We start from the raw sequence: 20,793 nt of genomic DNA, 5'->3' as shown, positions 1-20,793 counted from the left end.
GGTCCGCGTCGGCGCGCAGGCAGCACCGTGCCCGCCGGTGGCCTGGGCCGCCGGCGGGCGCGACGTCTCACCGGCGCCGGCGCAGCAGGAAGGCCAGCAGGCCGGCTGCCGCCAGCAGCGCGGCCGTCCAGGGCGGCACCGCACCGCCACCACCGCCGCCGCCGCTGGCCGCAGGGGCGGGAGTGGGGGTGGAGGGGGTCGACTGGACGCTGCCCGCGGCCGTCACCGCGCCGAAGGCATCGAGCAGGCCGGCGCCGCACGCGCCGCTGTTGGTCGCGCAGAAGGTGTTGCCCGGGAAGGCGCGTGCCGAGCTCTTCAAGGCGCTGGCGACCTGTGCCGGCGTCAGCGCACCGTTCGCGGCCAGCATCAGCGACACCACGCCGGTGGTCATCGGCGCGGCGAAGCTGGTGCCCGCCGAGCCGACCAGGTTATAGCTGCCGGCAGTGGTCTGGCCGCTGTTGGACAGCGTCAGGACCCAGGAGGGCGAGGAGCAGTTGCCGCTGGAGTCGGCCTGCGAGACCCCGCAGCCTCCGCCCGGGGCGCTCAGCGCCACCTGCGAGCCATAGCTTGCGTAGCTGGCCTTCTCGCCGTTGTTGACGTGCGCCGTGACCGCGATCACGCCACTGCAGTCGCCTGGTGCTTCCACCGCGCCGCCGTTGTTGCCGGCGGCGGCGATCACCACCACGCCCTTGGCGGTCAGGTCATTGACGGCCTGCTGCTCGATCTGGCTGCAGGTGCCTCCGCCGAGGCTGATATTGATCACGCGCGCGGGGTTGGCGTTGTTGGGCACGCCGGGCACCGACAGGCCGCCGGCCCAGCGCATGCCGTCGACGGTGTCCGACAGCAGCGCGCCGCACTGGCCGGCCACGCGCACCGGCACGATGCGCGCGTTCCAGTCCACGCCCGCGATGTTGCTGTTGTTGTTGGTGACGGCGCCGATCACGCTGGCCACGCGCGTGCCGTGCCAGCTGCTCGGCGTCAGCGTCGGGCTCGACGAACTGGTTCCGGGGCAGGTGTAGTTGGCCGGAATGTAGTCGCCCGGATCGGTGGCGTCGTTGCTGCGCGTGGCGCCGTTGGCGCTGACGAAGTTGTAGCCGGGCAGCAGCAGGCGTGCGGCCAGGTCAGGGTGGGGCAGGTAGCCGGTATCCACCACGGCGACGACGATGCTGCTGCTGCCCTGGGTCACGTCCCAGGTCTTGGGCAGGTTGGCGGCACCGGCCTGCGCGCTCGGTGAGCCCATGTAGAGGGCTTGGGGATACTGGCCGGAAGCGTAGTAGGGATCGTTCGGCGCCGTGTCGGTCACGTGCAGCCAGCGGTCGGGCACCACTTCGGCGATGCGTGGGTCCTGGCGCAGCTTCGCCGCGGTCGCCTCGGGATCCGTGCTGCCCCCGGCGACGCTCATCAGCTGGTAGCTGCCGCCCATCTGCCGCTTGACCGAGAGGCCGACGCCGGTGTTCTGCTGGATCTGCAGCATGCGCTGCGAATCGCCGGTGGCGCTGCTTGGGCTGGCGCTGCTGGTGCTGCCGTCGCGCCAGCGCACGATGAAGTTGCCGCTGTAGCGGACGGCGGCGCTGGAAGCGCCCGTGCCGGAAGCAACGGTGCTGCCGTCCGCGGCGCCGGCGGCTGGCGCCAGCAGGGCGGCCGCGACCGTCGCGGCGGCCACGGCGGCGGCCTGACCCAGGCGCCGGCGCCATGGCGCGGCCACGTCGTGTCTGCTGCTGGAAGGGGCCCACGATGTGCTTTGCATCTTCTTCTCCTTGCTCCCTGGCAATGTGCTGTCCTGCATGCCCTACGTGCCCTGCGCCAGCACCTGGCCGGCCTCCCGGGTGGTGCTGCCCGTCGTGCGCATCCCGGCTCCCGGCATGCTGCGGCGCCTCGCTGTGCGCAAAGCGCGCCGACGGCAGCCAGCGGGATATGACAAGCCGGTGACCGGCCCGTGACAAGCCGGCGTGGCGGTCAGTCCGGTGGCATCTCGCGTGTTTTCGGCATTTCGCGGTTAGGCTTGAGCAGGCGGTCCGGCTCGGCGACTTCCACGCGCGGCGCAGCGCGCAGGCGTTCGAGCGCCTGGTCGAGCGTGGCGTCGGCGTTATCGCTGATGGCGGTGACCAGCCAGACGCCGCCGGACATCGGGCGCTTGACGACGAAGCGCGCCGGCCCCTGGATCTCGGCCAGCAGCTTGCCGGCCTCGACCGAGTCGTTCACGGCGGGCGGGCGGAAGCGCACCATGATGTCGCCGAGCGAGCGATCGGCGGTGATGCCGCCGGGCGGCGGCGGCACGGGCTTCGACTGGGCCTGGCAGCCCGTCAGGCCACCTAGTGCCAGCGCCAGGGCCAGGCCCAGGGCACCGGTGAGCAGCGGGCGGACCAGCTTGCGGGTCGACATGGTTCGGATCTCCTGAAGGGGGGTAGGGGGCGCCGCGGTGGCAGCGGCGTCGGCCGGGTCAGACGGCGGCCCGGCGCGGGCGGCGGCCGTCCTTGCTGCCGTGGGTGGCGCTGCCGCCGCGCGCGCCTTGCGCCAGCATTTCTTCGGCATGCTGCAGCGTGGTCGCTGTCACCGTGGCGCCGCCCAGCATGCGCGCCGTCTCGTCGACGCGTCCGCCGGCATCGAGCACGCGGATATGCGAGCGCGTGACCGCGCCGCCGGGGCCCGATGTGGTGGCCTTGCTGACCAGCAGGTGGCTGCCGGCCTGCGCCGCCACCTGGGGCAGGTGGGTCACGCACAGCACCTGGCGGCTGCGGCCGAGCTCCTGCAGGCGGCGGCCGACCACCTCGGCGACCGCGCCGCCGATGCCGGCATCGACTTCGTCGAAGATCAGGGTGGGGGTCGGCGCGGCCTCGCTGGTGATGACCGAGATCGCCAGGCTGATGCGGGCCAGCTCGCCCCCCGAAGCGACCTTGGCGAGCGGGCGCGGGCTGACGCCGGCGTGGCCTGCCACCAGGAACTCGACCTGCTCCAGGCCGTGGCTGAGCCCGTCCTCGAGCGGGTGCAAGGCCACGGCGAAGCTGCCGCCCGCCATCGACAGGCCCTGCATGGCCTCGGTGATGGCGGCCGACAAGGCCGCGGCGGCCGCCTTGCGCGCATCGCTGAGGTGATGCGCGATGGTCAGGTAGGCGGCGCGCGCCGCGGCTTCGCGTGCCATCACCTTGTTCAGGTCCTGCGCGGCCTGCAGGTCGTCGAGCTGCTGGCGGCGTGCCTGCAGCTCGGCGGGCAACTGCTCCGGCGGCAGCCGGTACTTGCGCGCCGTCGCGTGCAGTGCCTGCATGCGCTCCTCGACCGCCTGCAGCCGCTCCGGGTCGAGTTCGAGGCGGTCCACGTAGCGGGTCAGCGAGTGGGCGGCTTCCTCTGCCTGCACCTGGGCGGGCTCCAGCGCCGCCAGCACGTCGCGCAGGGCCGGGTCGATATCGGCCAGCTGGCGCAGCCGCTGGACGATGGTATTGAGGCCGGACAGCACCGAGCCATCGGCTTCGGAGAGTGCGTCGAGTGCGGCGCGGCCGCCGTCGATCAGGCCGGCCGCGTGCGACAGGCGGTTGTACTCGGACTGGATCTCGTCCCACTCGCCCGGCAGCGGTGCCAGCTTGTCGAGCTCGCCGACCTGCCACTCCAGGCGCTCGCGCTCCAGCTGCATCTCGCGCGACTGCTGCTCGACCGTCTCGCGCTGGCGCACGCAGGCGCGCCAGGTGCGCCAGGCCTCGGCCACGGCGCCGGCCTGGGCCGTCAGCCCGGCATGGGCGTCCAGCAGCAGGCGCTGGGCATCGGGACGCAGCAATTGCTGGTGGGCATGCTGGCCATGGATGTCGACCAGCTGGTCGCCGACCTCGCGCAACTGCGCCAGCGTGGCGGCGGCGCCGTTGATGAAGGCCTTGCCACGGCCGCTGGCGTCGACCGTGCGGCGCAGCAGCACGGTGCCGCGCTCGTCGCCCTCGCCAGCCAGCTCGCGTTCGCCGAGCCAGGCATCGAGCGCGGGGTGCGTGGCGAAGGTGGCGCTGACGCTGGCCCGTGCCGCGCCTTCCCGCACCACGCCGGCATCGGCGCGCTCGCCCAGCACCAGGGCCAGCGCATCGATCAGGATCGACTTGCCGGCGCCGGTCTCACCGGTGAAGACGGTGAAGCCGGCGGAGAAGTCGAGGTCGAGCGCGTCGACGATGACGAAATCGCGGATGGAAAGGCTGCGCAGCATCGTTCTGGGTGGCGGGTCAGGTGCAGGTCAGGAGCAGGTCAGGTGCAGGTCAGGTGCGAGCAGGGGGCGGAAGGCGAGGCGGCTCAAAGGCGATTGTCTTCCGACGGATACTCGTGCCAGTGCAGCTTCTTGCGCAGCGTGGCGTAATAGTTATAGCCGACCGGATGCAGCAGCTTGATGGTCTTGTCGGAGCGGCGCACCACGATGCGGTCGCCGGGCAGCAGCGAGGTCAGCGACTGCATGTCGAAGTTGACGCTGGCGTCGCGCGCGGTGGCCACCTCGATGGTCACCTCGGCATCGTGCGGCAGCACGATCGGGCGGTTGGACAGCGCGTGGGGTGCGATCGGCACCAGCACCAGGCCGGACAGCGTGGGATGCAGGATCGGGCCGCCGGCCGACAGGGCGTAGGCGGTGGAGCCGGTCGGGGTGGAGACGATGAGGCCGTCCGAACGCTGGTTATACATGAAATAGCCATCCACCGAGACGGCCAGCTCCACCATGCCGGAAATGCCGGAGCGGTTGACCACCACGTCGTTGAAGGCCAGCGCCGAGAAGATCTGCTCGTCGTCGCGCACCACGCGCGATTCCAGCAGCATGCGCGTCTCCGCCTCGTAGCGGCCGGCCAGCATGTCGGGCAGCACCGACTGGACGTCTTCCAGCGGGATGTCGGTCATGAAGCCGAGCCGCCCGTGGTTGACCCCGATCAGCGGCACGTCGTGGCCGGCGAGCTGGCGGGCGATCCCCAGCAGCGTGCCGTCCCCGCCCAGCACCACCGCCACGTCGGCCTCGCGGCCGATCTCCTCCGGTGCCAGCGCCGGATAGCCGGTCAGGCCGGTGGCCAGCGCGGTATCGCGCTCGAACACCACGTCCTGGCCGTTCTTGAGGATGCAGGAAGCCAGCTCCTCGAGCCGCGCCTCGATGCCGGCGGTGGAGTAGCGGCCGATCAGGGCCACGGTGCGGAAGGGCGCGCGGGCGGCGCCAGGCTTGGGGTGTGCGGACATGCCGGGATTAGACCATACCGCCGTGACCATTGTCAGCATGGCCTGCCGCCGCGGCGGCAGGCCGTTGCGCGATACGCCCCATCCGGTAAAAGTTGCGTAAAATCGGGGCACTATGGATGAACGTTCGAAAACGCTGCTCAAGACCCTGATCGAGCGCTACATTGCCGAGGGGCAGCCGGTCGGCTCGCGGACCCTGTCCAAGTACTCGGGGCTGGACCTGTCGCCGGCCACCATCCGCAATGTGATGTCCGATCTGGAGGAGATGGGTTTCATCTCCAGTCCGCACACTTCGGCGGGCCGCGTGCCCACGCCGCGCGGCTACCGTCTGTTCGTCGACTCCATCCTGACCACCAAGGCGCCCGAGGGCACGCCCGCCCGCAGCGAACTGGCCGAGCTGATCCAGGACCAGCTCAGCGGCCAGCAGCTGGCCCCGCAGCGTATCCTCAGCAGTGCCGCGCGCACCCTGTCCAACCTGTCGCACTTCGCCGGCGTGGTGATGACGCCGCGGCGTGCCCAGGCCTTCCGGCAGGTCGAGTTCATGCGCCTGTCGGCCAAGCGCATCCTGCTGATCATCGTCACCCCCGAGGGCGATGTGCAGAACCGCATCATCCAGACCGAGCTGGCGTATACCCCGGCCCAGCTGGTGGAGGCGGCCAATTTCTTCAACTCCCACTACGCCGGCATGAGCTTCGACGCCGTGCGCGACCACCTGCGCGGCGAACTGCAGGCGCTGCGCCTGGACATGTCGCAGCTGATGCAGGCGGCGGTGCAGGCGGGCAGCGACGCCATGGCCGAGGAGGATGAGCAGGTCTTCATTTCCGGCGAGCGCAAGCTGCTGGAGGTGGAGGACCTGTCGTCCAGCATGGACAAGCTGCGCCGGCTGTTCGACGTGTTCGAGCACAAGACCAGCCTGCTGCAGCTGCTCGATGTATCCAGCCATGCCGAGGGCGTGCAGATCTTCATCGGCGGCGAGAGCCGGCTGGTGCCGCTGGAGGACATGGCGATCATCACCGCACCCTACGAGGTCGACGGGCAGATCGTCGGCACGCTGGGCGTGATCGGTCCGACCCGGATGGCCTACGACCGCGTGATTCCCATCGTCGACATCACCGCCCGGCTGCTGTCCAGCGCACTCAGCCAGAGTTGACGTTCGTCCCGTGCCGGCGCGCGGCGACCGGCCGGGCCCGTACCCGGCGCGCGCGGGCGCGCCAAACCGGAATTGACATGACGTTTTCGCCAGAACCGGCCTACCAGCACGGCCAGGTGACGCGTACCGCGATCCTGCTGGTCAACCTCGGGACCCCGGACGCGCCGACGCCCAAAGCGGTAGGGCGCTACCTGAAGCAGTTCCTGTCCGATCCGCGCGTGGTCGAGATTCCCCGCGCCGCCTGGCTGCCCATCCTGTACGGGGCCATCCTGCCGCTGCGCTCGCGTGCTTCGGCGCTGAAGTATGAGTCGATCTGGCTGCGCGAGGCCCATATGACGGGTTCGCCGCTGCTCGTATACAGCGAGCGCCAGGCGCACGCCCTGCAACTGCTGCTCAACCAGCATGGGCACGAGGTGACCGTGGCCTGCGCGATGCGCTACGGCAACCCGTCGATCGCGTCGGTGATGGAAGCGCTGCGCCGCCAGGGCGCCGAACGGGTGCTGGTGCTGCCGATGTATCCGCAATACTCGGCCAGTACCACCGCGACCGCCTTCGACGAGGCCTTCCGTGTGCTGGCCGCCTGGCGCAACCAGCCGGAGCTGCGCCTGGTCAAGCATTTCCATGACCATCCGGCCTATATCGGCGCGCTGCACCAGCAGGTCGGCGCCTATTGGGCCCAGCACGGCATGCCGGACTTCGCGCGCGGCGACAAGCTGATCCTGTCCTTCCACGGCCTGCCGCGGCGCATGCTCGAGCTGGGCGATCCCTATCACTGCGAATGCCTGAAGACGGGGCGGCTGCTGGGCGAGGCGCTGGGCCTGCAGCCCGGGCAGTACCAGGTGACCTTCCAGTCGCGCTTCGGCCGGGCGGAGTGGCTGCAGCCCTATACCGCGCCCACGCTGCGCGAACTGGGCCGGGTCGGCGCCGGCCGCGTCGACGTGTTCTGCCCGGGCTTCCCGGCGGACTGCATCGAGACGCTCGAAGAGATCGCCATCGAGGGGATGTCCGTGTTCCGTGTGGCCGGCGGCAAGGATTTCCATTTCATTCCCTGCCTCAACGATGCGCCGGCCTGGATCGCCGGCCTGGCCGAGATCGCCTTGCAGCACCTGCAGGGCTGGGATCTCCGTGCGCCGCATCCGCACGAACTCGAAGCCCGGCGCACGCGTGCCCAGACCCGGGGGGCTGCCGCATGAATGTCAGTTTCGAGCCGGAGGCACGGCTGCGCATCGACAAGTGGCTGTGGTGCGCGCGCTTCTTCAAGACCCGCTCGCTGGCAGCGGAGGCTGTCGAGCGCGGGCGGGTGCAGGTCAACGGTCAGGGCTGCAAGAGCTCACGCGAGGTGCGGCCGGGCGACACGGTGGTGTTGGAGGCGCATGGACAGCGTTGGGAAGTGCTGGTGAAAGGCATCGCGGCGGCACGCGGGCCGGCGCCGGTGGCGCAGTCGCTCTACGCCGAGAGCGAAGCCAGCCAGGCGCGTAGGCAGGTCGAGGCGGAGCGCCGCCGCCTGCATAGCGAACCCGCCGCGCAGTGGCACGGCAGGCCGACCAAACGCGATCGGCGGCGCATCGACGGACTCGGAGACTGAGGCGGATCGTGCCGACCCGCTCAGCGCAGGTGCTGCACGATATAGTGCTTGAAGATGGCCTTGCCGCTGCCGTATTCGGTGTCGCGCGGCGTCAGCGCGCCGGACGCGCAGATGAAAACGGTCATCGCCGACAAGGCGGCGAGCAGGCAGATCGCGATGACAGGCAGTTTATGCATGGCAACCCCTTCGGCATGGACCCGCAGGCAATGCATCCGCGCCCCCCGTTATTTTTATCACTTTATTCAAAACCATCTTAGTAGGTGCGGTGCAGCATGGCAACACGGCGTTGATTGCACTGGACGGGGCTTTGTAACCGCGTGTTTCAACGGCTGCCGGCGCGACTCTTGAAAATCGCCCGGCTGCCTCCAGTTGGGGGTTAGACTTGCCGATTGACCTCCCAACGGCCGCGCCAGGCGCGTGCCGTGCTTTATTTACGGATCGACATGGAAGAACATAAGCAGACGCCATCCCCGACGACGCCCGCGGGCGAGGACACCAGCAACGCGGCGCCGGCCCAGGCCGAGGCCGCCGTGGTGGAGGATGTGGCGGCACAGATCGCCGCTCTCGAGGCCAAGGCGCGCGAGCACTACGACATGTACCTGCGCGCGACGGCCGAGGGCGAGAACATCCGCCGCCGTGCCCAGGACGACGTGTCCAAGGCCCACAAATTCGCCATCGAGAGCTTCGCCGACTACCTGCTGCCGGTCATGGACAGCCTGCAGGCGGCGCTGGCCGACGGTTCGGGCGACATCGCCAAGCTGCGCGAAGGCGTGGAACTGACCGCGCGCCAGCTCAGCAATGCCTTCGAGAAAGGCAAGGTTGTCGAACTCAACCCGGTCGGTGAAAAATTCGACCCGCACAAGCACCAGGCCATCTCGATGGTGCCTTCGGAGCAGGAACCCAATACGGTGGTGGCGGTGCTGCAGCGCGGCTACCTGATCGCCGATCGAGTGCTTCGTCCGGCACTCGTTACGGTGTCCGCCCCGAAGTAAGCCACGCGCAGGGCGCGCCGGTCGCGCCGCGGCGCGGGCGCCCCGCGGCGCCAGCAAGACGCCCGGTGCCGGCAGGCCCGGGCGTTTTTTCATGCCGGTCGCCGCCTCGGGCGGCTTTTCCCCGGGAGGGAATCCCATGTGCAGCGACACCAGCCGGCCCGATCGCCGCGAGCAGCGCGGAGGTCCCGAGCATCTCGACCATCGCGCCTTCGACCTGCTCGCCATGCAGGAAGTGGACGGGAGCACCATCGATGCAGCCCTTGCCGCTGCCGGCGAGCGGATGGTCTGCCTGTTCTGCTGGGGCGTCGATTGTTTCAACTGCGAGATGGCCAAGCGGGCCATGCTGGCCAATCCCGAGCCGATCCGGGCGCTCGATCTCCATTGGCTGCACGCCAATGTCTATGCGCATCCCGAACTGGGGCAGCGCTTCGGCCTGCATGGCATTCCGGTCTTCCTGTTCTTCCAGGGCGGCAGGAAACTCGGACGGGCCACCGGCTGGCACGGCCACGGCCAGTTCGCCGCCGCCGTCGCCAATGCGCGCCTGAAGGCCGCCGGCAAGCCGCTCGCCGGCTGAGTGCCGCGGTTCAGCGCGACAGCGCGTAGCCGATGCGGAACTGCCAGGGCGAACGGCGGTTATAGTCCAGCAGGTCTTCGCCATAGCCGATGAAGTACTGCGCCATCAGGTAGCCGGCGGTGCCGGGGATCAGCCGTGCCAGCGGGTAGGTGGCGCGGGCTTCGAGGCTGCCGTAGTCGCTGCGCGTGCCCTTGCGCAGGATGGCGGCGAGCTCCCAGTCGTCGGGTTTGCCGTAGGCCAAGTGCAGGTCCATGTAGCCCCGGTAGCGGCCGATGTCGGCGTTGTCGCTCTTCTCCAGGTAGTAATAGAGCTTGGGAGCCACGCGCCAATGCCAGGCGGCCTGGTCCCCGAGGAAGAAGGTCGGGGTGACGAAGACGGTGTTGATGCTGCGCGACTGGGCGCCATCGCGCCCGTTTGATTCGTGCTCCAGCCCGGTGGCCAGCGACAGCCGCGACAGCAGCGGACCCTTGACCCCGGTGTCGGACAGGTAATAGAAGACGCTCGGCCGGTAGCTGGTATCGCGGAACGGGGCCGACGGCTGGGACAGGTCCCAGATCGAAGTCTGCGTGTAGGCGAAGTACAGATTGTCGAGCAGGCGGCGGGAGGCCGGATCCTTGCCTTCGAAGATGCGGTACTTGAAGCTGAGCTGGAACTTGGCATTGGCGCCGTCATGCGCCCCGAGCAGCAGATACATCGGCTCATGGACGGAAAGCCGGGCGTTATCGCGCAGGTCGGCCGGCGTCGGTGCGGGCGCGCCCTGGGCCACCACCGGCATGGGCGCGGCGGTGGCTGGTGCGGTGGGGCCAGCGGCCGCGGCCGCCGGGCCGGCCCGTTCGTCCGGCTGCGATGCCTGGTTCAGGGTGACCAGTACCGGCGCGGCGTCGACGCCGACCACGTCGAGACGGACCTGGCCACGCAGCGTGGACGGCCAGGCCGCGGCGTAGTCCACCGTGTGGCTCTCCCCCTGGCGCAGCCTCAGCGTGGCTGCGCCGCCGCCGTTCCGGCGCAGTGTCAGGGTCTGCGGCGCCTGCATCTCGCCGGCTGCCATGACTTCCAGCGTATCAGGGATGGCGTAGAGGCGGCTGCCCTGGTCGGCGCGGATCAGCAGCGTCAACTGCAGGGGCCGGGTGCCGTCGACGACCCGGGGCGGTTGCAGCAGGGAAACTGCGGCGGCGCCGGCCAGCGGCCAGCCGCCGAGCAGCAGGGTGAGCAGGGCGGCGTGCGCGCCGGGGAAGTGCCGGGAGGGGCGGTGCGCTTGCGAAACCCCGAGACATGATTTCCTGGTCATATATCGGATCCGCCACGCCCGGCCGGGGAGGCGCAGCCACGGCGGCAGGTTGCAATGGGCGCAAGCGTAACATGGCCGCGTTGCGGTGCACTCAGGGACCGTGCACCCGGTGCGATGCGGGCTCAGCGGCCGGCGCGGCGCCGGATGCTGTCGACGTAGCGCTCGCCGTCGGGCGGCTGGCCGGTGCGCTGCGCCTGCCACAGCATCTCGCCCAGGCATTCCATGATCTGGTGCTGGGCCTCGTGCGGCGAATCCAGCCGCTGCGACAGGGTCTCGTAGGCCTGGCGGATGCCGGGCGGCTGGTCGATCGAGACCTGCTCCGAGATGGACAGGTGCATCGACAAGTGGAGGAAGGGGTTGGTCTGTCCGCGTTCCGGCGTGAACTGCTCGGCCAGCGCGCCTTCGGTATCGCTGAGCAGCGCGTGGTACTCGGGGTGCTGCTCGATCCAGTCTGCCGCGATGGCTTCCAGCGGCGTCAGGACAGTGCCTTCGGTGTGCTTGCGCCAGGCGTCGCAAAAGAACCGGCGGACTTCTTCTCGGGAGGGATTGAACATGGTGGCGCTATTGTAGACGAGCGGCGCCGGCCGCGCCGGTACCGAGCGTGGGCAGCGGTGTGCGCCGGTAGAATGCAGGGCGGTGCCAGCCCGGCGCAATCCCGGTGCAATCCCGGCGCGCATATCCCGCCGGTCCGCGCCACCCGTTCCCTGGCCGCTTGTCCATTGCCACCGCCACCGCCACCGCGCCGATGACCCGTTCCCCCCTTGCCGCCCCCGTCGCGCCCGGCGACAAGCGCGCCGGCGTCCTGCTGATCGCCGTGTCCGCCAGCGCCTTCGGCGCGATGGCCATCTTCGCCCGCTTCGCCTATGCCTCCGGCGCCGATGTCTACGGCCTGCTGGCAGTGCGCTTCAGCCTGGCCGCCGTGGCGCTGGTCGCGGTGATGCGCGCGCGCGGCATCCGGCTGCCGCCGCGGCGGCGCGTGCTGGCGCTGGCAGCGATGGGCGGGATCGGCTACGTCGGCCAGTCCTTCTGCTTCTTCTCGGCGCTCAACCATGCGCAGGCGAGCCTGGTGGCGCTGCTGCTGTATCTCTACCCGCTTTTCGTCACGCTGCTGGCGGCGGTGTTTCTCCAGGAGCGGCTGACTGTCGCCACCGTGTCCGCCTTGCTGCTCTGCTCGGCCGGGGCCGGGCTCACGGTCGGGGGCGGGCAGGGCAGCGCGCTGGGCATCGGCCTCGGCCTGGCGGCGGCATTGATCTACTCCGCCTACATCGTGGTCGGCGCCCGCCTGACCGCAGGCGTGCCGCCGCTGGCGACCACCACCGTGGTCTGCGCGGCGGCGGCCCTGGTGTACGGTGCGGCCGGCCTGCTGCGCGCGGCGGCCGGGGTGCCGCCGCGCTTCCCGGGCGACCTCGGTGGCTGGCTGGCGCTGCTGGCGATCGCGCTGTTGTCGACGGTGCTGGCCATCCTGACGTTCTTCGCCGGGCTGCAGCGCCTCGGCGCGGCGCGGGCGTCGATGCTGTCGACCCTGGAGCCGGTGGTCACGGTGGTGCTGGCAGCCCTGCTGCTGGGCGAGCAGGTCGGCTGGACCCAGGCGCTCGGCGGCACCCTGATCCTGGTCGGAGTGCTGTGGCTGGCACGCCGCGGGCAGGCCGAGGGCGTGCAGGGCGGCCGGCGTGCCGCCAGCAATCAACAGAATTGAATCCCTCGCTCAAAGCGCTTGTCGTGGTACGCGCGGGGGCTTGGGTACAATGCACGCTTTCCCCCTTTCCTACAGGAAACAGCGCATGACGCGGATCGATCAGGCCGCCCTGGCCCAACTCTTCACCGAAGCCCGCACCCACAACGAGTGGCAGGACCGCCATGTGGATGATGCCGTGCTCCACGAGATCTACGAAGCCATGAAGTTCGGCCCGACCGCGGCCAACGGCTCGCCCGCGCGCATCGTCTTCGTCAAGAGCGCCGCCGAGAAGGCGCGCCTGGTCGAGTGCGTGTCGCCCGGCAACGTGGACAAGACCCGCTCGGCGCCGGTGACCGCCATCATCGCCTTCGACAATGCCTTCCACGACCAGCTGCCCAAGCTGTTCCCCCACGCCGATGCGCGCTCCTGGTATGCCGGCCAGCCGGAGAAGATCGCACGCGACGCGCTGATGAACAGCTCGCTGCAGGGCGGCTACTTCATCCTGGCCGCTCGTGCCATGGGCCTGGACTGCGGCCCGATGGGCGGCTTCGACGCGGCCAAGGTCAATGCCGCTTTTTTCCCGGACGGTAAGTGGTCGGTCAACTTCCTGTGCAACCTCGGTTATGGCGAGGCCGACAAGCTGTACCCGCGCAATCCGCGCCTGTCGTTCGACGAGGCTTGCCGCATCGTCTGAAGCGGCACATCGCCAGGTAGCAAAAAGACCCGCTGAGAGCGGGTCTTTTTGCATCCGGCCTCAGGCCTCAGGCCGTCAGCCCTTCGGCGCTTCGGTCTTCTCGCGGAACTCGCACAGCGGCTCGATCACGCAGTGCCAGCATTCGGGCTTGCGCGCCTTGCAGACGTAGCGGCCGTGCAGGATCAGCCAGTGGTGGGCATCGTGGAGGAACTCATGGGGCACCACCTTCAGCAGCTTCTGCTCGACCACGTCGACGGTCTTGCCGACGGCCAGCCCGGTGCGGTTGGCGACGCGGAAGATGTGGGTGTCGACCGCGATGGTGGGTTCGCCGAAGGCGGTGTTCAGCACCACGTTGGCGGTCTTGCGCCCGACCCCTGGCAAGGCTTCCAGCGCGGCGCGGTCGGCCGGCACCTTGCTGCCGTGCTGCTCGACCAGGATGCGGCAGGTCTGGATGACATGCTTGGCCTTGGTCTTGTAGAGGCCGATGGTCTTGATGTAGTCGGCCAGGCCTTCTTCGCCGAGCGCCAGCATCTGCGCCGGCGTGTGCGCCACCGGGAACAGCCGCCGCGTGGCCTTGTTCACGCCGACGTCGGTGGCCTGGGCCGACAGCAGCACGGCGATCAGCAGTTCGAACGGCGAGCTGTACTCCAGCTCGGTGGTCGGCGTCGGGTTGGTTTCGCGCAGGGTTTCGAACAGGGCGCGGCACTTGGCGGCGTTCATGAGGCGGTCTTCTGGTTGTCAGTCGGTCTTGTCGCTGCGCTCGCCGGCCCCGTCATCGGTACCACCGGCGGTACCGCCGACGCCTGGCGTCGCCGCAGGGGCAGGCGGCTGCGCGCCTGCTGCGAGGCGGGCGCGGCGGGCTTCGGCGGCATCGATCTGGGCCTGCACGCTGGCCGGCACGTTTTCGGTATTGCGCGGCTTGGCCGCGAGCTGCTTCTCGCGCGCGCGGGCGATGGCGGCTTCGATGATGGCGCGCTTGCGCGCCTGGGCGGCACGCTCCGCCTCGTCCTGCGCGGCTTCCTGGGCCAGGGCTTCCAGCTTGGCGGCGGCCTTGGCGGCCAGACGTGCCTCGTTCTCCTCGCGCTCGCGCACCAGGCGCAAGCCCCTGGCACGGTAGCGTGCCAGCGCCTCGCCGGCGAGCTGCGGGGACCAGGCGGCCCAGCCGGTGCGCTCGCCGGTGACCGGCACCATGTCGATGCAATCGACCGGGCAGGGCGCCACGCACAGGTCGCAGCCCGTGCACCAGTCGGGCAGCACCGTGTGCATCTGCTTGGGGGCGCCGACGATGGCATCGACGGGGCAGGCCTGGATGCACAAGGTGCAGCCGATGCAGCGGCTCTCGTCGATCACGGCCACGGCGCGCGCTTGTTCGTGGCCGCGCGCCGGGTCCAGCGGCTGCACCGGCCTGTCCAGGGCGGCGGCCAGCCGGGCGATGCCCTCGGCGCCGCCGGGCGGGCAGCGGTTGCAGTCGGCTTCTCCCCGGGCCATGGCTTCCGCATAGGGACGGCAGCCGTCGAATCCGCACTTGGTGCACTGGGTTTGCGGCAGCAGGGCCTCGAGGCGGTCGGCGAGGGTCGGGGTGTGACGGGTCACGGCGCTTGGTCGGGTGGTGGGGCAATCGGTTCAGCGGGCGGACGGCCCGCCTTCTGCTCGGGCGGGCGCGGCCGCGCCGCAGGGATTATCCCCGATTTCGCCGCGGCGCAGAAACCACGAAGATGCGCGCTTTACGCGGCGGACCGGCAGATCGCCTGTGCCATAATCCGCGCATCCAGTGATTCGATCCGGCATGGCAAACGAGACCAGAACCAAGAGAGACCCCGAAGGAACACGGCGCCGCATCCTGGCCGCGGCCACCGAAGAATTCGCCAAAGGGGGGCTGGCAGGGGCCCGTGTCGACCAGATCGCACGCCGCGCGGAAACCAACGAGCGGATGCTGTATTACTACTACGGCAGCAAGGAAGGCCTGTTCCTGGCGGTGCTCGAGCGCCAGTACGCCGAGTTCCGCGCGGCCGAGGAAGCGCTCCATATCGAAGACGAGGATCCGGTGGCCGGCGTGCGCAAGCTGGCGCGCTTCATCTGGGATTGGTACTACGAGCATCCGGAGTTCATCCGCCTGGTCAACAGCGAGAACCTGCACGAGGCGCGGCACCTGAAGGAGTCCGCGCATCTCCACCAACTGATCAACCCGGTGGTCAAGGTGCTGGAGCACATCGTCGCGCGCGGCCAGCGCCAGGGCCTGTTCCGCGCGCAGGTCGATGTCTCCCAGCTCTACCTGACCATCTCGGCGCTGGGCTACTACGTACTCTCCAACCGCTACACCATCAGCGCCGTGATCGGGCGCGACATCGCCGCCCAGGACGAGCACGAGCGCTTCATCGCGCTGCACACCGAGATGCTGCTCGCCTACCTGATGCACAAGTGAATTGAAATGGAAAACGCCCGCGCGGGGCGCGGGCGTTCCGGGTGCGTCGGCGTCGGCAACGGCTGCTGCTGCTTCCGCTGCCGCGTCTCCGCTCAGCGGTACTGGCGGATGAAGTCGCGCAGCTCCGGGTAGATGTTGTCGCGCCAGCGGCGGCCCGAGAAGATGCCGTAGTGGCCGCACTTCTCCGCAGTGATATGCCGCTTGTGCGCATCGGGGATGCCGCTGCACAGATCATGCGCGGCAGCGGTCTGGCCGGCGCCCGAGATGTCGTCCAGCTCGCCCTCGATGGTCAGCAGGGCCGAGGTCTTGATGTCCTGCGGCCGCACCGGCTCGCCCTGGATGTCCCAGGTGCCGTTGGCCAGCCGGAACTCCTGGAACACTTCGCGGATGGTGTCGAGGTAATACTCCGCCGCCATGTCCAGAACCGCGTTGTACTCGTCGTAGAAGCGCACATGGGCCTCCGCGTCGTCGGCGTCGCCCTGGATCAGGCTCAGGTAGTAGTCGTAGTGCGAGGTGACGTGGCGGTCCGGGTTCATCGCCACGAAGCCGGCGTGCTGCAGGAAGCCCGGATAGACGCGGCGGCCGTGGCCCGGATAGTTGGCCGGCACGGTATCGATCACATTGTTCTCGAACCAGGAGAAGGACTTGTTGGTCGCCAGCGAGTTGACCGCGGTCGGGCTGCGGCGCGCATCGATGGGGCCGCCCATCATCGTCATGGTCTTGGGCGTGGCTTCACCGGCCGAGGCCATCAGCGAGATCGCCGCCAGCACCGGGACGGTGGGCTGGCATACCGAGATCACATGCAGCTGTTCCGCGCCGATGTGGCGGATGAATTCCTGGATGTAGCGGATGTAGTCGGCCAGGTGGAAGGGCCCGTGATCGATCGGCACCATGCGCGCGTCGACCCAGTCCGTCACGTAGACCTTGTGGTCCTGCAGCAGCGTGCGCACGGTGTCGCGCAGCAGCGTGGCGTGGTGGCCGGACAGCGGCGCGCACACCAGCACCACCGGCTCGTCCTTGAGCAGCTTGATGGTGTCGGGATCGTCCGCATAGCGCTTGAAGCGCACCAGCTTGCAGAACGGCTTTTCGACGATGGTCTGCTCGACGATGGGAATCTCGCGTCCGTTGGAACGCACCGATTTGATGTCGAAGGCGGGTTTCTCGTAGGCCTTGCCCAGGCGGTACAGCAACTCATAGCCGGCGGCCAGCCGGGTCGCGCCCGGCATCAGCGACATCGGGCTGAGGGGGTTGGTGAAGGTCTTGGCGGTCGCCTGCGCCCATGCGGTCAGCGGGTGCAGCATCGAGCGCTGGAACTCGTGGAGTTGGTAGAGCATTCCGAATACCTGTCAGGCTTGGGGGTATCTGTGTCCGGAGGGCGGAATCGCGCGGGCGGGCAGCAGTTTCCTGGCTGTGTTTAGCGATAAATTGGCGGCCGGAAAATCCGACCGCTGAGTCGATTATGCGCTCAAACGCACGATCGTGCGATGCAGCATATACCCTAGGGTAGGCGCGCGTCGAGACAATGCAATCGAGCACATGGATGAGGAGGCTGCGCCAGAAGCATGACTCCTGTATGGAGGCCGGGTGGCGCGAAAGACAAAAAAGGCGGCCGAAGCCGCCTTTTTTGCAGGAATGCCCGCGGAGTGGTGCTTACATCACTGCGGCGATCGCATCGACCACCGCATCGATGTTGCGGCTGTTCAGCGCGGCTACGCAGATGCGGCCGGTGCCGACGGCGTAGATGCCATGCTCGTTGCGCAGGCGGTCCACCTGGGCGCTGTTCAGGCCCGAGTAGGAGAACATGCCGCGCTGGTCCTTGACGAAGGAGAAGTCGCCCGGCACACCCTTGGCGGCCAGCTTGTCGACCAGGGCATGGCGCATCAGCTTGATGCGGTCGCGCATCTCGCCCAGTTCCTGCTCCCACATCGCGCGCAGTTCCGGGCTGTTCAGCACGTTGGCCACCACGGTGCCGCCGTGGGTCGGCGGGTTGGAATAGTTGGTGCGGATCACGCGCTTGACCTGCGACAGCACGCGTTGCGCCTCTTCCTTGCTGGTGGTGACGATCGACAGGGCGCCGACGCGTTCGCCGTACAGCGAGAAGCTCTTCGAGAAGGAGCTCGAGACGAAGAACGACATGCCGGAGTCGGCGAACAGGCGCACGGCGGCGCCATCCGGCTCGATGCCCTCGGCGAAGCCCTGGTAGGCCATGTCGAGGAAGGGGATCAGGTTGCGTTCCTTGACCACTTCCACCACCTGCTTCCACTGCTCGGGCGACAGGTCGACGCCGGTCGGGTTGTGGCAGCAGGCATGCAGCACGATGATGGTGTTGGCCGGGTAGGACTTCAGCGACTCCATCATGCCGGCGAAGTTCAGGCCGTGGGTGGCAGCGTCGTAGTAGGCGTAGTTGACCACGGGGAAGCCGGCCGCCTCGAACAGCGCGCGGTGGTTTTCCCAGCTCGGGTCGCTGATGGCGACCTTGGCATCCGGATAAAGGCGCTTCAGGAAGTCGGCGCCGATCTTCAGCGCGCCGGTGCCGCCGAGCGCCTGGGCCGTCACCACGCGGCCTTCGGTGATCAGCGGGGAGTTCTGGCCGAACAGCAGGGTCTGCACGGCCTGGTCGTAGGCGGCGATGCCTTCGATGGGCAGATAGCCACGCGGCGTGGCGTTGGCCAGGCGTGCCTTTTCCGCCTCTTGCACGGCGCGCAGCAGGGGAATCTTCCCTTCGTCGGTGAAGTACACGCCGACGCCCAGGTTCACTTTGTGGGCACGGGTATCGGCGTTGAAGGCTTCGGTCAGGCCCAGGATCGGATCGCGCGGGGCCATCTCGACGGCAGAAAACAAACTCATTTGCGGTCTCTTGGTCAGCTATGGAACAAAACGGGAAGGCGTAGAATGCTTCGAGCTGCGCTGCGGCATGCGGCAGGCCCGTCTTGAAACGGAGCTGCCAATCCCGAGATTCTAGCGTATCCGCCCATCCCCTGAGGTTTTCCGTCACCGCTTATGTCCAATCTTGCCGCGGTCGCCCCCGACCTGGACGAGGAGAAGTTCGTCACCTTTCCCGGTTCGCCGTTCCAGCTCTACCAGCCTTTTCCGCCCGCCGGCGACCAGCCGGCAGCGATCGCGGGGCTGGTCGAGGGCATCGAGGACGGCCTGTCGTACCAGACGCTGCTGGGCGTGACGGGCTCGGGCAAGACCTTCACCATGGCCAACGTCATCGCGCAACTGGGGCGTCCGGCCATCATCTTCGCGCCCAACAAGACGCTGGCGGCGCAGCTCTATTCCGAGTTCCGCGAGTTCTTTCCGCGCAATGCCGTCGAGTACTTCGTCAGCTACTACGACTACTACCAGCCCGAGGCCTACGTGCCCCAGCGCGACTTGTTCATCGAGAAAGACTCCTCGATCAACGAGCATATCGAGCAGATGCGGCTGTCCGCCACCAAGAGCCTGCTGGAGCGGCGTGACACCGTGATCGTGGCGACCGTGTCCGCCATCTACGGTATCGGCAACCCGAACGAATACCACCAGATGATCCTGACGCTGCGGGCCGGCGACAAGATCAGCCAACGCGACGTCATCGCCCGCCTGATCGCCATGCAGTACACGCGCAACGAGACGGATTTCCAGCGCGGTACCTTCCGCGTGCGCGGCGACACCATCGACATCTTCCCGGCCGAACATGCCGAAATGGCGGTGCGGGTCGAGCTGTTCGACGACGAGATCGACTCGCTGCAGTACTTCGATCCGCTGACCGGGCGCGTGCGGCAGAAGATCCCGCGCTTCACCGTCTATCCGTCCAGCCATTATGTGACGCCGCGCGAGACCGTGCTGCGTGCCATCGAGGATATCAAGGTCGAGCTGCGCGAGCGGCTCGATTTCTTCTACAAGGAGAACCGGCTGGTGGAAGCGCAGCGGCTGGAGCAGCGCACCCGCTTCGACCTCGAGATGCTGTCCGAGCTGGGCTTCTGCAAAGGCATCGAGAACTACTCGCGCCACCTGTCGGGCGCCAGGCCGGGCGAGCCGCCGCCCACGCTGGTCGACTACCTGCCGCCCGACGCCATGATGTTCCTGGACGAGTCGCACGTCCTGATCGGCCAGCTCAACGGCATGTACAACGGCGACCGCGCGCGCAAGACCACGCTGGTCGAGTACGGCTTCCGCCTGCCTTCGGCGCTGGACAACCGGCCGCTCAAGTTCGATGAGTTCGAGGGCAAGATGCGCCAGGTGGTGTTCGTTTCCGCCACGCCGGCGCAATACGAGCAGGAACATGCCGGGCAGGTGGTCGAGCAGGTGGTGCGGCCGACCGGGCTGGTCGATCCCGTCATCCTGGTGCGGCCGGCCACCACCCAGGTCGACGACCTGCTGTCCGAGATCCACCAGCGCGTCAGCGCCGGCGACCGCGTGCTGGTGACCACGCTGACCAAGCGCATGGCCGAACAGCTCACCGAGTTCCTGTCGGAAAACGGCGTCAAGGTGCGCTACCTGCACTCGGACATCGACACCGTCGAGCGCGTGGAGATCATCCGCGACCTGCGCCTGGGCACGTTCGACGTGCTGGTCGGCATCAACCTGCTGCGCGAAGGCCTGGACATCCCGGAGGTGTCGCTGGTGGCCATCCTCGACGCCGACAAGGAAGGCTTCCTGCGCGCCGAGCGCTCGCTGATCCAGACCATCGGCCGCGCCGCGCGCAACGTCAACGGTACCGCCATCCTGTACGCGGACCGCATGACCGATTCGATGCGGCGGGCCATCGGCGAGACCGAGCGCCGCCGCGCCAAGCAGATGGCCCACAACGAAGCCCATGGCATCACGCCGCGCGGCGTGGTCAAGCGCATCAAGGACATCATCGACGGCGTCTACGATGCCGGCGAGGTGCGCGCCGAGCTGCAGGCCGCCGAGGAGCGCGCGCGCTACGAGGACATGAGCGAGAAACAGGTCGCCAAGGAGATCAAGCGGCTGGAAAAACAGATGCTCGACCACGCCAAGAACCTGGAATTCGAGAAGGCGGCACAGGTGCGCGATCAGTTGGCCGAGCTCAAGCGCCGGGTATTCGGCGCCAGCGGCGACGAGCAGGGCGTGCCGGCGGTCCGTTAGCAGGCGCGGTAAAATCCCGGCCTGCCGGTGTGCGCCGCCGGGCCACGGCCTGCCTTGTCCTAGCCGCTTTCGGCGCTTTCGGGCCACGCGCCCGCGCCTTGCGCCGCACACCCGCTCAGACCGGATACCGTATCCAAGCTTTTGAAA

The 20,793-nt window shown here is 68.6% G+C and carries 20 protein-coding genes; 9 read left to right on the top strand and 11 right to left on the bottom strand.

Features of this window, described 5'->3' with window-relative positions; translation table 11 throughout:
• Positions 1-67: 67 nt before the first annotated feature.
• From mprA to BKK79_RS04310, 4 genes are all read right to left on the bottom strand, one after another.
• On the bottom strand, positions 68-1,747 hold the full coding sequence (mprA, locus tag BKK79_RS04330; protein WP_083384009.1) for an MprA protease, GlyGly-CTERM protein-sorting domain-containing form: 1,680 nt from the start codon (positions 1,745-1,747) through the stop codon (positions 68-70).
• 209 nt (positions 1,748-1,956) lie between these two features.
• Complete coding sequence (locus BKK79_RS04320) at positions 1,957-2,382, bottom strand: hypothetical protein (protein ID WP_071012072.1); 426 nt, start codon at positions 2,380-2,382, stop codon at positions 1,957-1,959.
• Positions 2,383-2,440: 58 nt separating this feature from the next.
• Positions 2,441-4,177 carry a DNA repair protein RecN gene (gene recN / locus BKK79_RS04315; protein ID WP_071037212.1) on the bottom strand — a complete coding sequence of 579 codons (1,737 nt, stop codon included), beginning with the start codon at positions 4,175-4,177 and terminating at the stop codon, positions 2,441-2,443.
• Between the two features lie 83 nt (positions 4,178-4,260).
• Positions 4,261-5,178 carry an NAD kinase gene (locus BKK79_RS04310; protein ID WP_071012076.1) on the bottom strand — a complete coding sequence of 306 codons (918 nt, stop codon included), beginning with the start codon at positions 5,176-5,178 and terminating at the stop codon, positions 4,261-4,263.
• Positions 5,179-5,290: 112 nt separating this feature from the next.
• On the opposite strand from BKK79_RS04310, the gene hrcA reads away from it, so the two are divergent.
• The 3 genes from hrcA (at position 5,291) to BKK79_RS04295 (ending at position 7,910) form a co-directional block, all read left to right on the top strand.
• Positions 5,291-6,325, top strand: a complete 1,035-nt coding sequence (hrcA, locus tag BKK79_RS04305; protein ID WP_071012077.1) for a heat-inducible transcriptional repressor HrcA — start codon at positions 5,291-5,293, stop codon at positions 6,323-6,325.
• Positions 6,326-6,402: 77 nt separating this feature from the next.
• On the top strand, positions 6,403-7,518 hold the full coding sequence (gene hemH / locus BKK79_RS04300) for a ferrochelatase (protein WP_071012079.1): 1,116 nt from the start codon (positions 6,403-6,405) through the stop codon (positions 7,516-7,518).
• Positions 7,515-7,910 (top strand): RNA-binding S4 domain-containing protein, encoded by a 396-nt coding sequence (locus BKK79_RS04295; protein ID WP_071012081.1) that lies wholly within the window; start codon positions 7,515-7,517, stop codon positions 7,908-7,910. Before hemH ends, BKK79_RS04295 begins: the two co-directional genes overlap by 4 nt.
• A gap of 20 nt (positions 7,911-7,930) precedes the next feature.
• On the opposite strand, the gene BKK79_RS41070 is transcribed toward BKK79_RS04295, so the two are convergent.
• Positions 7,931-8,086, bottom strand: coding sequence for a hypothetical protein (locus BKK79_RS41070; RefSeq protein ID WP_167366668.1), 156 nt, complete (start codon positions 8,084-8,086; stop codon positions 7,931-7,933).
• A gap of 267 nt (positions 8,087-8,353) precedes the next feature.
• On the opposite strand from BKK79_RS41070, the gene grpE reads away from it, so the two are divergent.
• Both grpE and BKK79_RS04280 read left to right on the top strand, forming a co-directional pair.
• The gene (gene grpE, locus BKK79_RS04285) at positions 8,354-8,902 is read left to right on the top strand and encodes a nucleotide exchange factor GrpE (RefSeq protein WP_071012084.1); all 549 of its coding nucleotides are present in this window, start codon (positions 8,354-8,356) and stop codon (positions 8,900-8,902) included.
• Between the two features lie 136 nt (positions 8,903-9,038).
• The gene (locus BKK79_RS04280; protein ID WP_071012086.1) at positions 9,039-9,476 is read left to right on the top strand and encodes a thioredoxin family protein; all 438 of its coding nucleotides are present in this window, start codon (positions 9,039-9,041) and stop codon (positions 9,474-9,476) included.
• Positions 9,477-9,486: 10 nt separating this feature from the next.
• Here BKK79_RS04280 and BKK79_RS04275 read toward each other — a convergent pair whose 3' ends face one another.
• Together BKK79_RS04275 and BKK79_RS04270 are read right to left on the bottom strand one after the other, a co-directional pair.
• Positions 9,487-10,764, bottom strand: coding sequence for a phospholipase A (locus tag BKK79_RS04275; RefSeq protein WP_071037210.1), 1,278 nt, complete (start codon positions 10,762-10,764; stop codon positions 9,487-9,489).
• Positions 10,765-10,886: 122 nt separating this feature from the next.
• Positions 10,887-11,318: a DUF1841 family protein gene (locus BKK79_RS04270; RefSeq protein ID WP_071016234.1), complete on the bottom strand. Its 432-nt coding sequence runs from the start codon at positions 11,316-11,318 to the stop codon at positions 10,887-10,889.
• Positions 11,319-11,509: 191 nt separating this feature from the next.
• Here BKK79_RS04270 and BKK79_RS04265 point away from each other — a divergent pair, with 191 nt between their 5' ends.
• Both BKK79_RS04265 and BKK79_RS04260 read left to right on the top strand, forming a co-directional pair.
• On the top strand, positions 11,510-12,460 hold the full coding sequence (locus BKK79_RS04265) for a DMT family transporter (protein WP_071038422.1): 951 nt from the start codon (positions 11,510-11,512) through the stop codon (positions 12,458-12,460).
• Positions 12,461-12,545: 85 nt separating this feature from the next.
• A complete protein-coding gene (locus BKK79_RS04260) occupies positions 12,546-13,133 on the top strand; it encodes a malonic semialdehyde reductase (RefSeq protein ID WP_071012089.1) in 588 nt (195 codons plus the stop codon).
• A 75-nt stretch (positions 13,134-13,208) separates the two neighbouring features.
• On the opposite strand, the gene nth is transcribed toward BKK79_RS04260, so the two are convergent.
• Together nth and rsxB are read right to left on the bottom strand one after the other, a co-directional pair.
• On the bottom strand, positions 13,209-13,853 hold the full coding sequence (gene nth / locus BKK79_RS04255) for an endonuclease III (RefSeq protein ID WP_071012091.1): 645 nt from the start codon (positions 13,851-13,853) through the stop codon (positions 13,209-13,211).
• Positions 13,854-13,871: 18 nt separating this feature from the next.
• On the bottom strand, positions 13,872-14,726 hold the full coding sequence (gene rsxB, locus BKK79_RS04250) for an electron transport complex subunit RsxB (RefSeq protein ID WP_084084486.1): 855 nt from the start codon (positions 14,724-14,726) through the stop codon (positions 13,872-13,874).
• A gap of 193 nt (positions 14,727-14,919) precedes the next feature.
• On the opposite strand from rsxB, the gene BKK79_RS04245 reads away from it, so the two are divergent.
• A complete protein-coding gene (locus tag BKK79_RS04245; RefSeq protein ID WP_071012092.1) occupies positions 14,920-15,555 on the top strand; it encodes a TetR/AcrR family transcriptional regulator in 636 nt (211 codons plus the stop codon).
• Between the two features lie 92 nt (positions 15,556-15,647).
• On the opposite strand, the gene BKK79_RS04240 is transcribed toward BKK79_RS04245, so the two are convergent.
• Together BKK79_RS04240 and BKK79_RS04235 are read right to left on the bottom strand one after the other, a co-directional pair.
• Positions 15,648-16,889 carry a polyhydroxyalkanoate depolymerase gene (locus BKK79_RS04240; RefSeq protein ID WP_071012094.1) on the bottom strand — a complete coding sequence of 414 codons (1,242 nt, stop codon included), beginning with the start codon at positions 16,887-16,889 and terminating at the stop codon, positions 15,648-15,650.
• A 316-nt stretch (positions 16,890-17,205) separates the two neighbouring features.
• Complete coding sequence (locus BKK79_RS04235) at positions 17,206-18,402, bottom strand: amino acid aminotransferase (RefSeq protein WP_071012096.1); 1,197 nt, start codon at positions 18,400-18,402, stop codon at positions 17,206-17,208.
• Between the two features lie 153 nt (positions 18,403-18,555).
• Between BKK79_RS04235 and uvrB the strand changes: the two genes are divergently transcribed.
• Positions 18,556-20,646 carry an excinuclease ABC subunit UvrB gene (uvrB, locus tag BKK79_RS04230; protein WP_071037209.1) on the top strand — a complete coding sequence of 697 codons (2,091 nt, stop codon included), beginning with the start codon at positions 18,556-18,558 and terminating at the stop codon, positions 20,644-20,646.
• Positions 20,647-20,793 lie beyond the last annotated feature (147 nt).

Source organism: Cupriavidus sp. USMAA2-4, assembly GCF_001854305.1.
Classification (GTDB): domain Bacteria; phylum Pseudomonadota; class Gammaproteobacteria; order Burkholderiales; family Burkholderiaceae; genus Cupriavidus; species Cupriavidus malaysiensis.
The sequence above is the reverse complement of the archived record's forward strand: the minus strand, read 5'-3'. Positions and strand labels throughout refer to the sequence as shown.

What these genes read in the sequence shown, in the direction of transcription:
- BKK79_RS04280 (WP_071012086.1), top strand. Translation starts at nt 9,039, where the DNA reads ATGTGCAGCGACACCAGCCGGCCCGATCGCCGCGAGCAGCGCGGAGGT.
- uvrB (WP_071037209.1), top strand. Translation starts at nt 18,556, where the DNA reads ATGTCCAATCTTGCCGCGGTCGCCCCCGACCTGGACGAGGAGAAGTTC.
- BKK79_RS04265 (WP_071038422.1), top strand. Translation starts at nt 11,510, where the DNA reads ATGACCCGTTCCCCCCTTGCCGCCCCCGTCGCGCCCGGCGACAAGCGC.
- BKK79_RS04240 (WP_071012094.1), bottom strand. Translation starts at nt 16,889, where the DNA reads ATGCTCTACCAACTCCACGAGTTCCAGCGCTCGATGCTGCACCCGCTG.
- BKK79_RS41070 (WP_167366668.1), bottom strand. Translation starts at nt 8,086, where the DNA reads ATGCATAAACTGCCTGTCATCGCGATCTGCCTGCTCGCCGCCTTGTCG.
- BKK79_RS04270 (WP_071016234.1), bottom strand. Translation starts at nt 11,318, where the DNA reads ATGTTCAATCCCTCCCGAGAAGAAGTCCGCCGGTTCTTTTGCGACGCC.
- hrcA (WP_071012077.1), top strand. Translation starts at nt 5,291, where the DNA reads ATGGATGAACGTTCGAAAACGCTGCTCAAGACCCTGATCGAGCGCTAC.
- BKK79_RS04310 (WP_071012076.1), bottom strand. Translation starts at nt 5,178, where the DNA reads ATGTCCGCACACCCCAAGCCTGGCGCCGCCCGCGCGCCCTTCCGCACC.
- BKK79_RS04320 (WP_071012072.1), bottom strand. Translation starts at nt 2,382, where the DNA reads ATGTCGACCCGCAAGCTGGTCCGCCCGCTGCTCACCGGTGCCCTGGGC.
- nth (WP_071012091.1), bottom strand. Translation starts at nt 13,853, where the DNA reads ATGAACGCCGCCAAGTGCCGCGCCCTGTTCGAAACCCTGCGCGAAACC.
- BKK79_RS04245 (WP_071012092.1), top strand. Translation starts at nt 14,920, where the DNA reads ATGGCAAACGAGACCAGAACCAAGAGAGACCCCGAAGGAACACGGCGC.
- hemH (WP_071012079.1), top strand. Translation starts at nt 6,403, where the DNA reads ATGACGTTTTCGCCAGAACCGGCCTACCAGCACGGCCAGGTGACGCGT.
- BKK79_RS04295 (WP_071012081.1), top strand. Translation starts at nt 7,515, where the DNA reads ATGAATGTCAGTTTCGAGCCGGAGGCACGGCTGCGCATCGACAAGTGG.
- BKK79_RS04275 (WP_071037210.1), bottom strand. Translation starts at nt 10,764, where the DNA reads ATGACCAGGAAATCATGTCTCGGGGTTTCGCAAGCGCACCGCCCCTCC.
- recN (WP_071037212.1), bottom strand. Translation starts at nt 4,177, where the DNA reads ATGCTGCGCAGCCTTTCCATCCGCGATTTCGTCATCGTCGACGCGCTC.
- BKK79_RS04235 (WP_071012096.1), bottom strand. Translation starts at nt 18,402, where the DNA reads ATGAGTTTGTTTTCTGCCGTCGAGATGGCCCCGCGCGATCCGATCCTG.
- BKK79_RS04260 (WP_071012089.1), top strand. Translation starts at nt 12,546, where the DNA reads ATGACGCGGATCGATCAGGCCGCCCTGGCCCAACTCTTCACCGAAGCC.
- mprA (WP_083384009.1), bottom strand. Translation starts at nt 1,747, where the DNA reads ATGCAAAGCACATCGTGGGCCCCTTCCAGCAGCAGACACGACGTGGCC.
- grpE (WP_071012084.1), top strand. Translation starts at nt 8,354, where the DNA reads ATGGAAGAACATAAGCAGACGCCATCCCCGACGACGCCCGCGGGCGAG.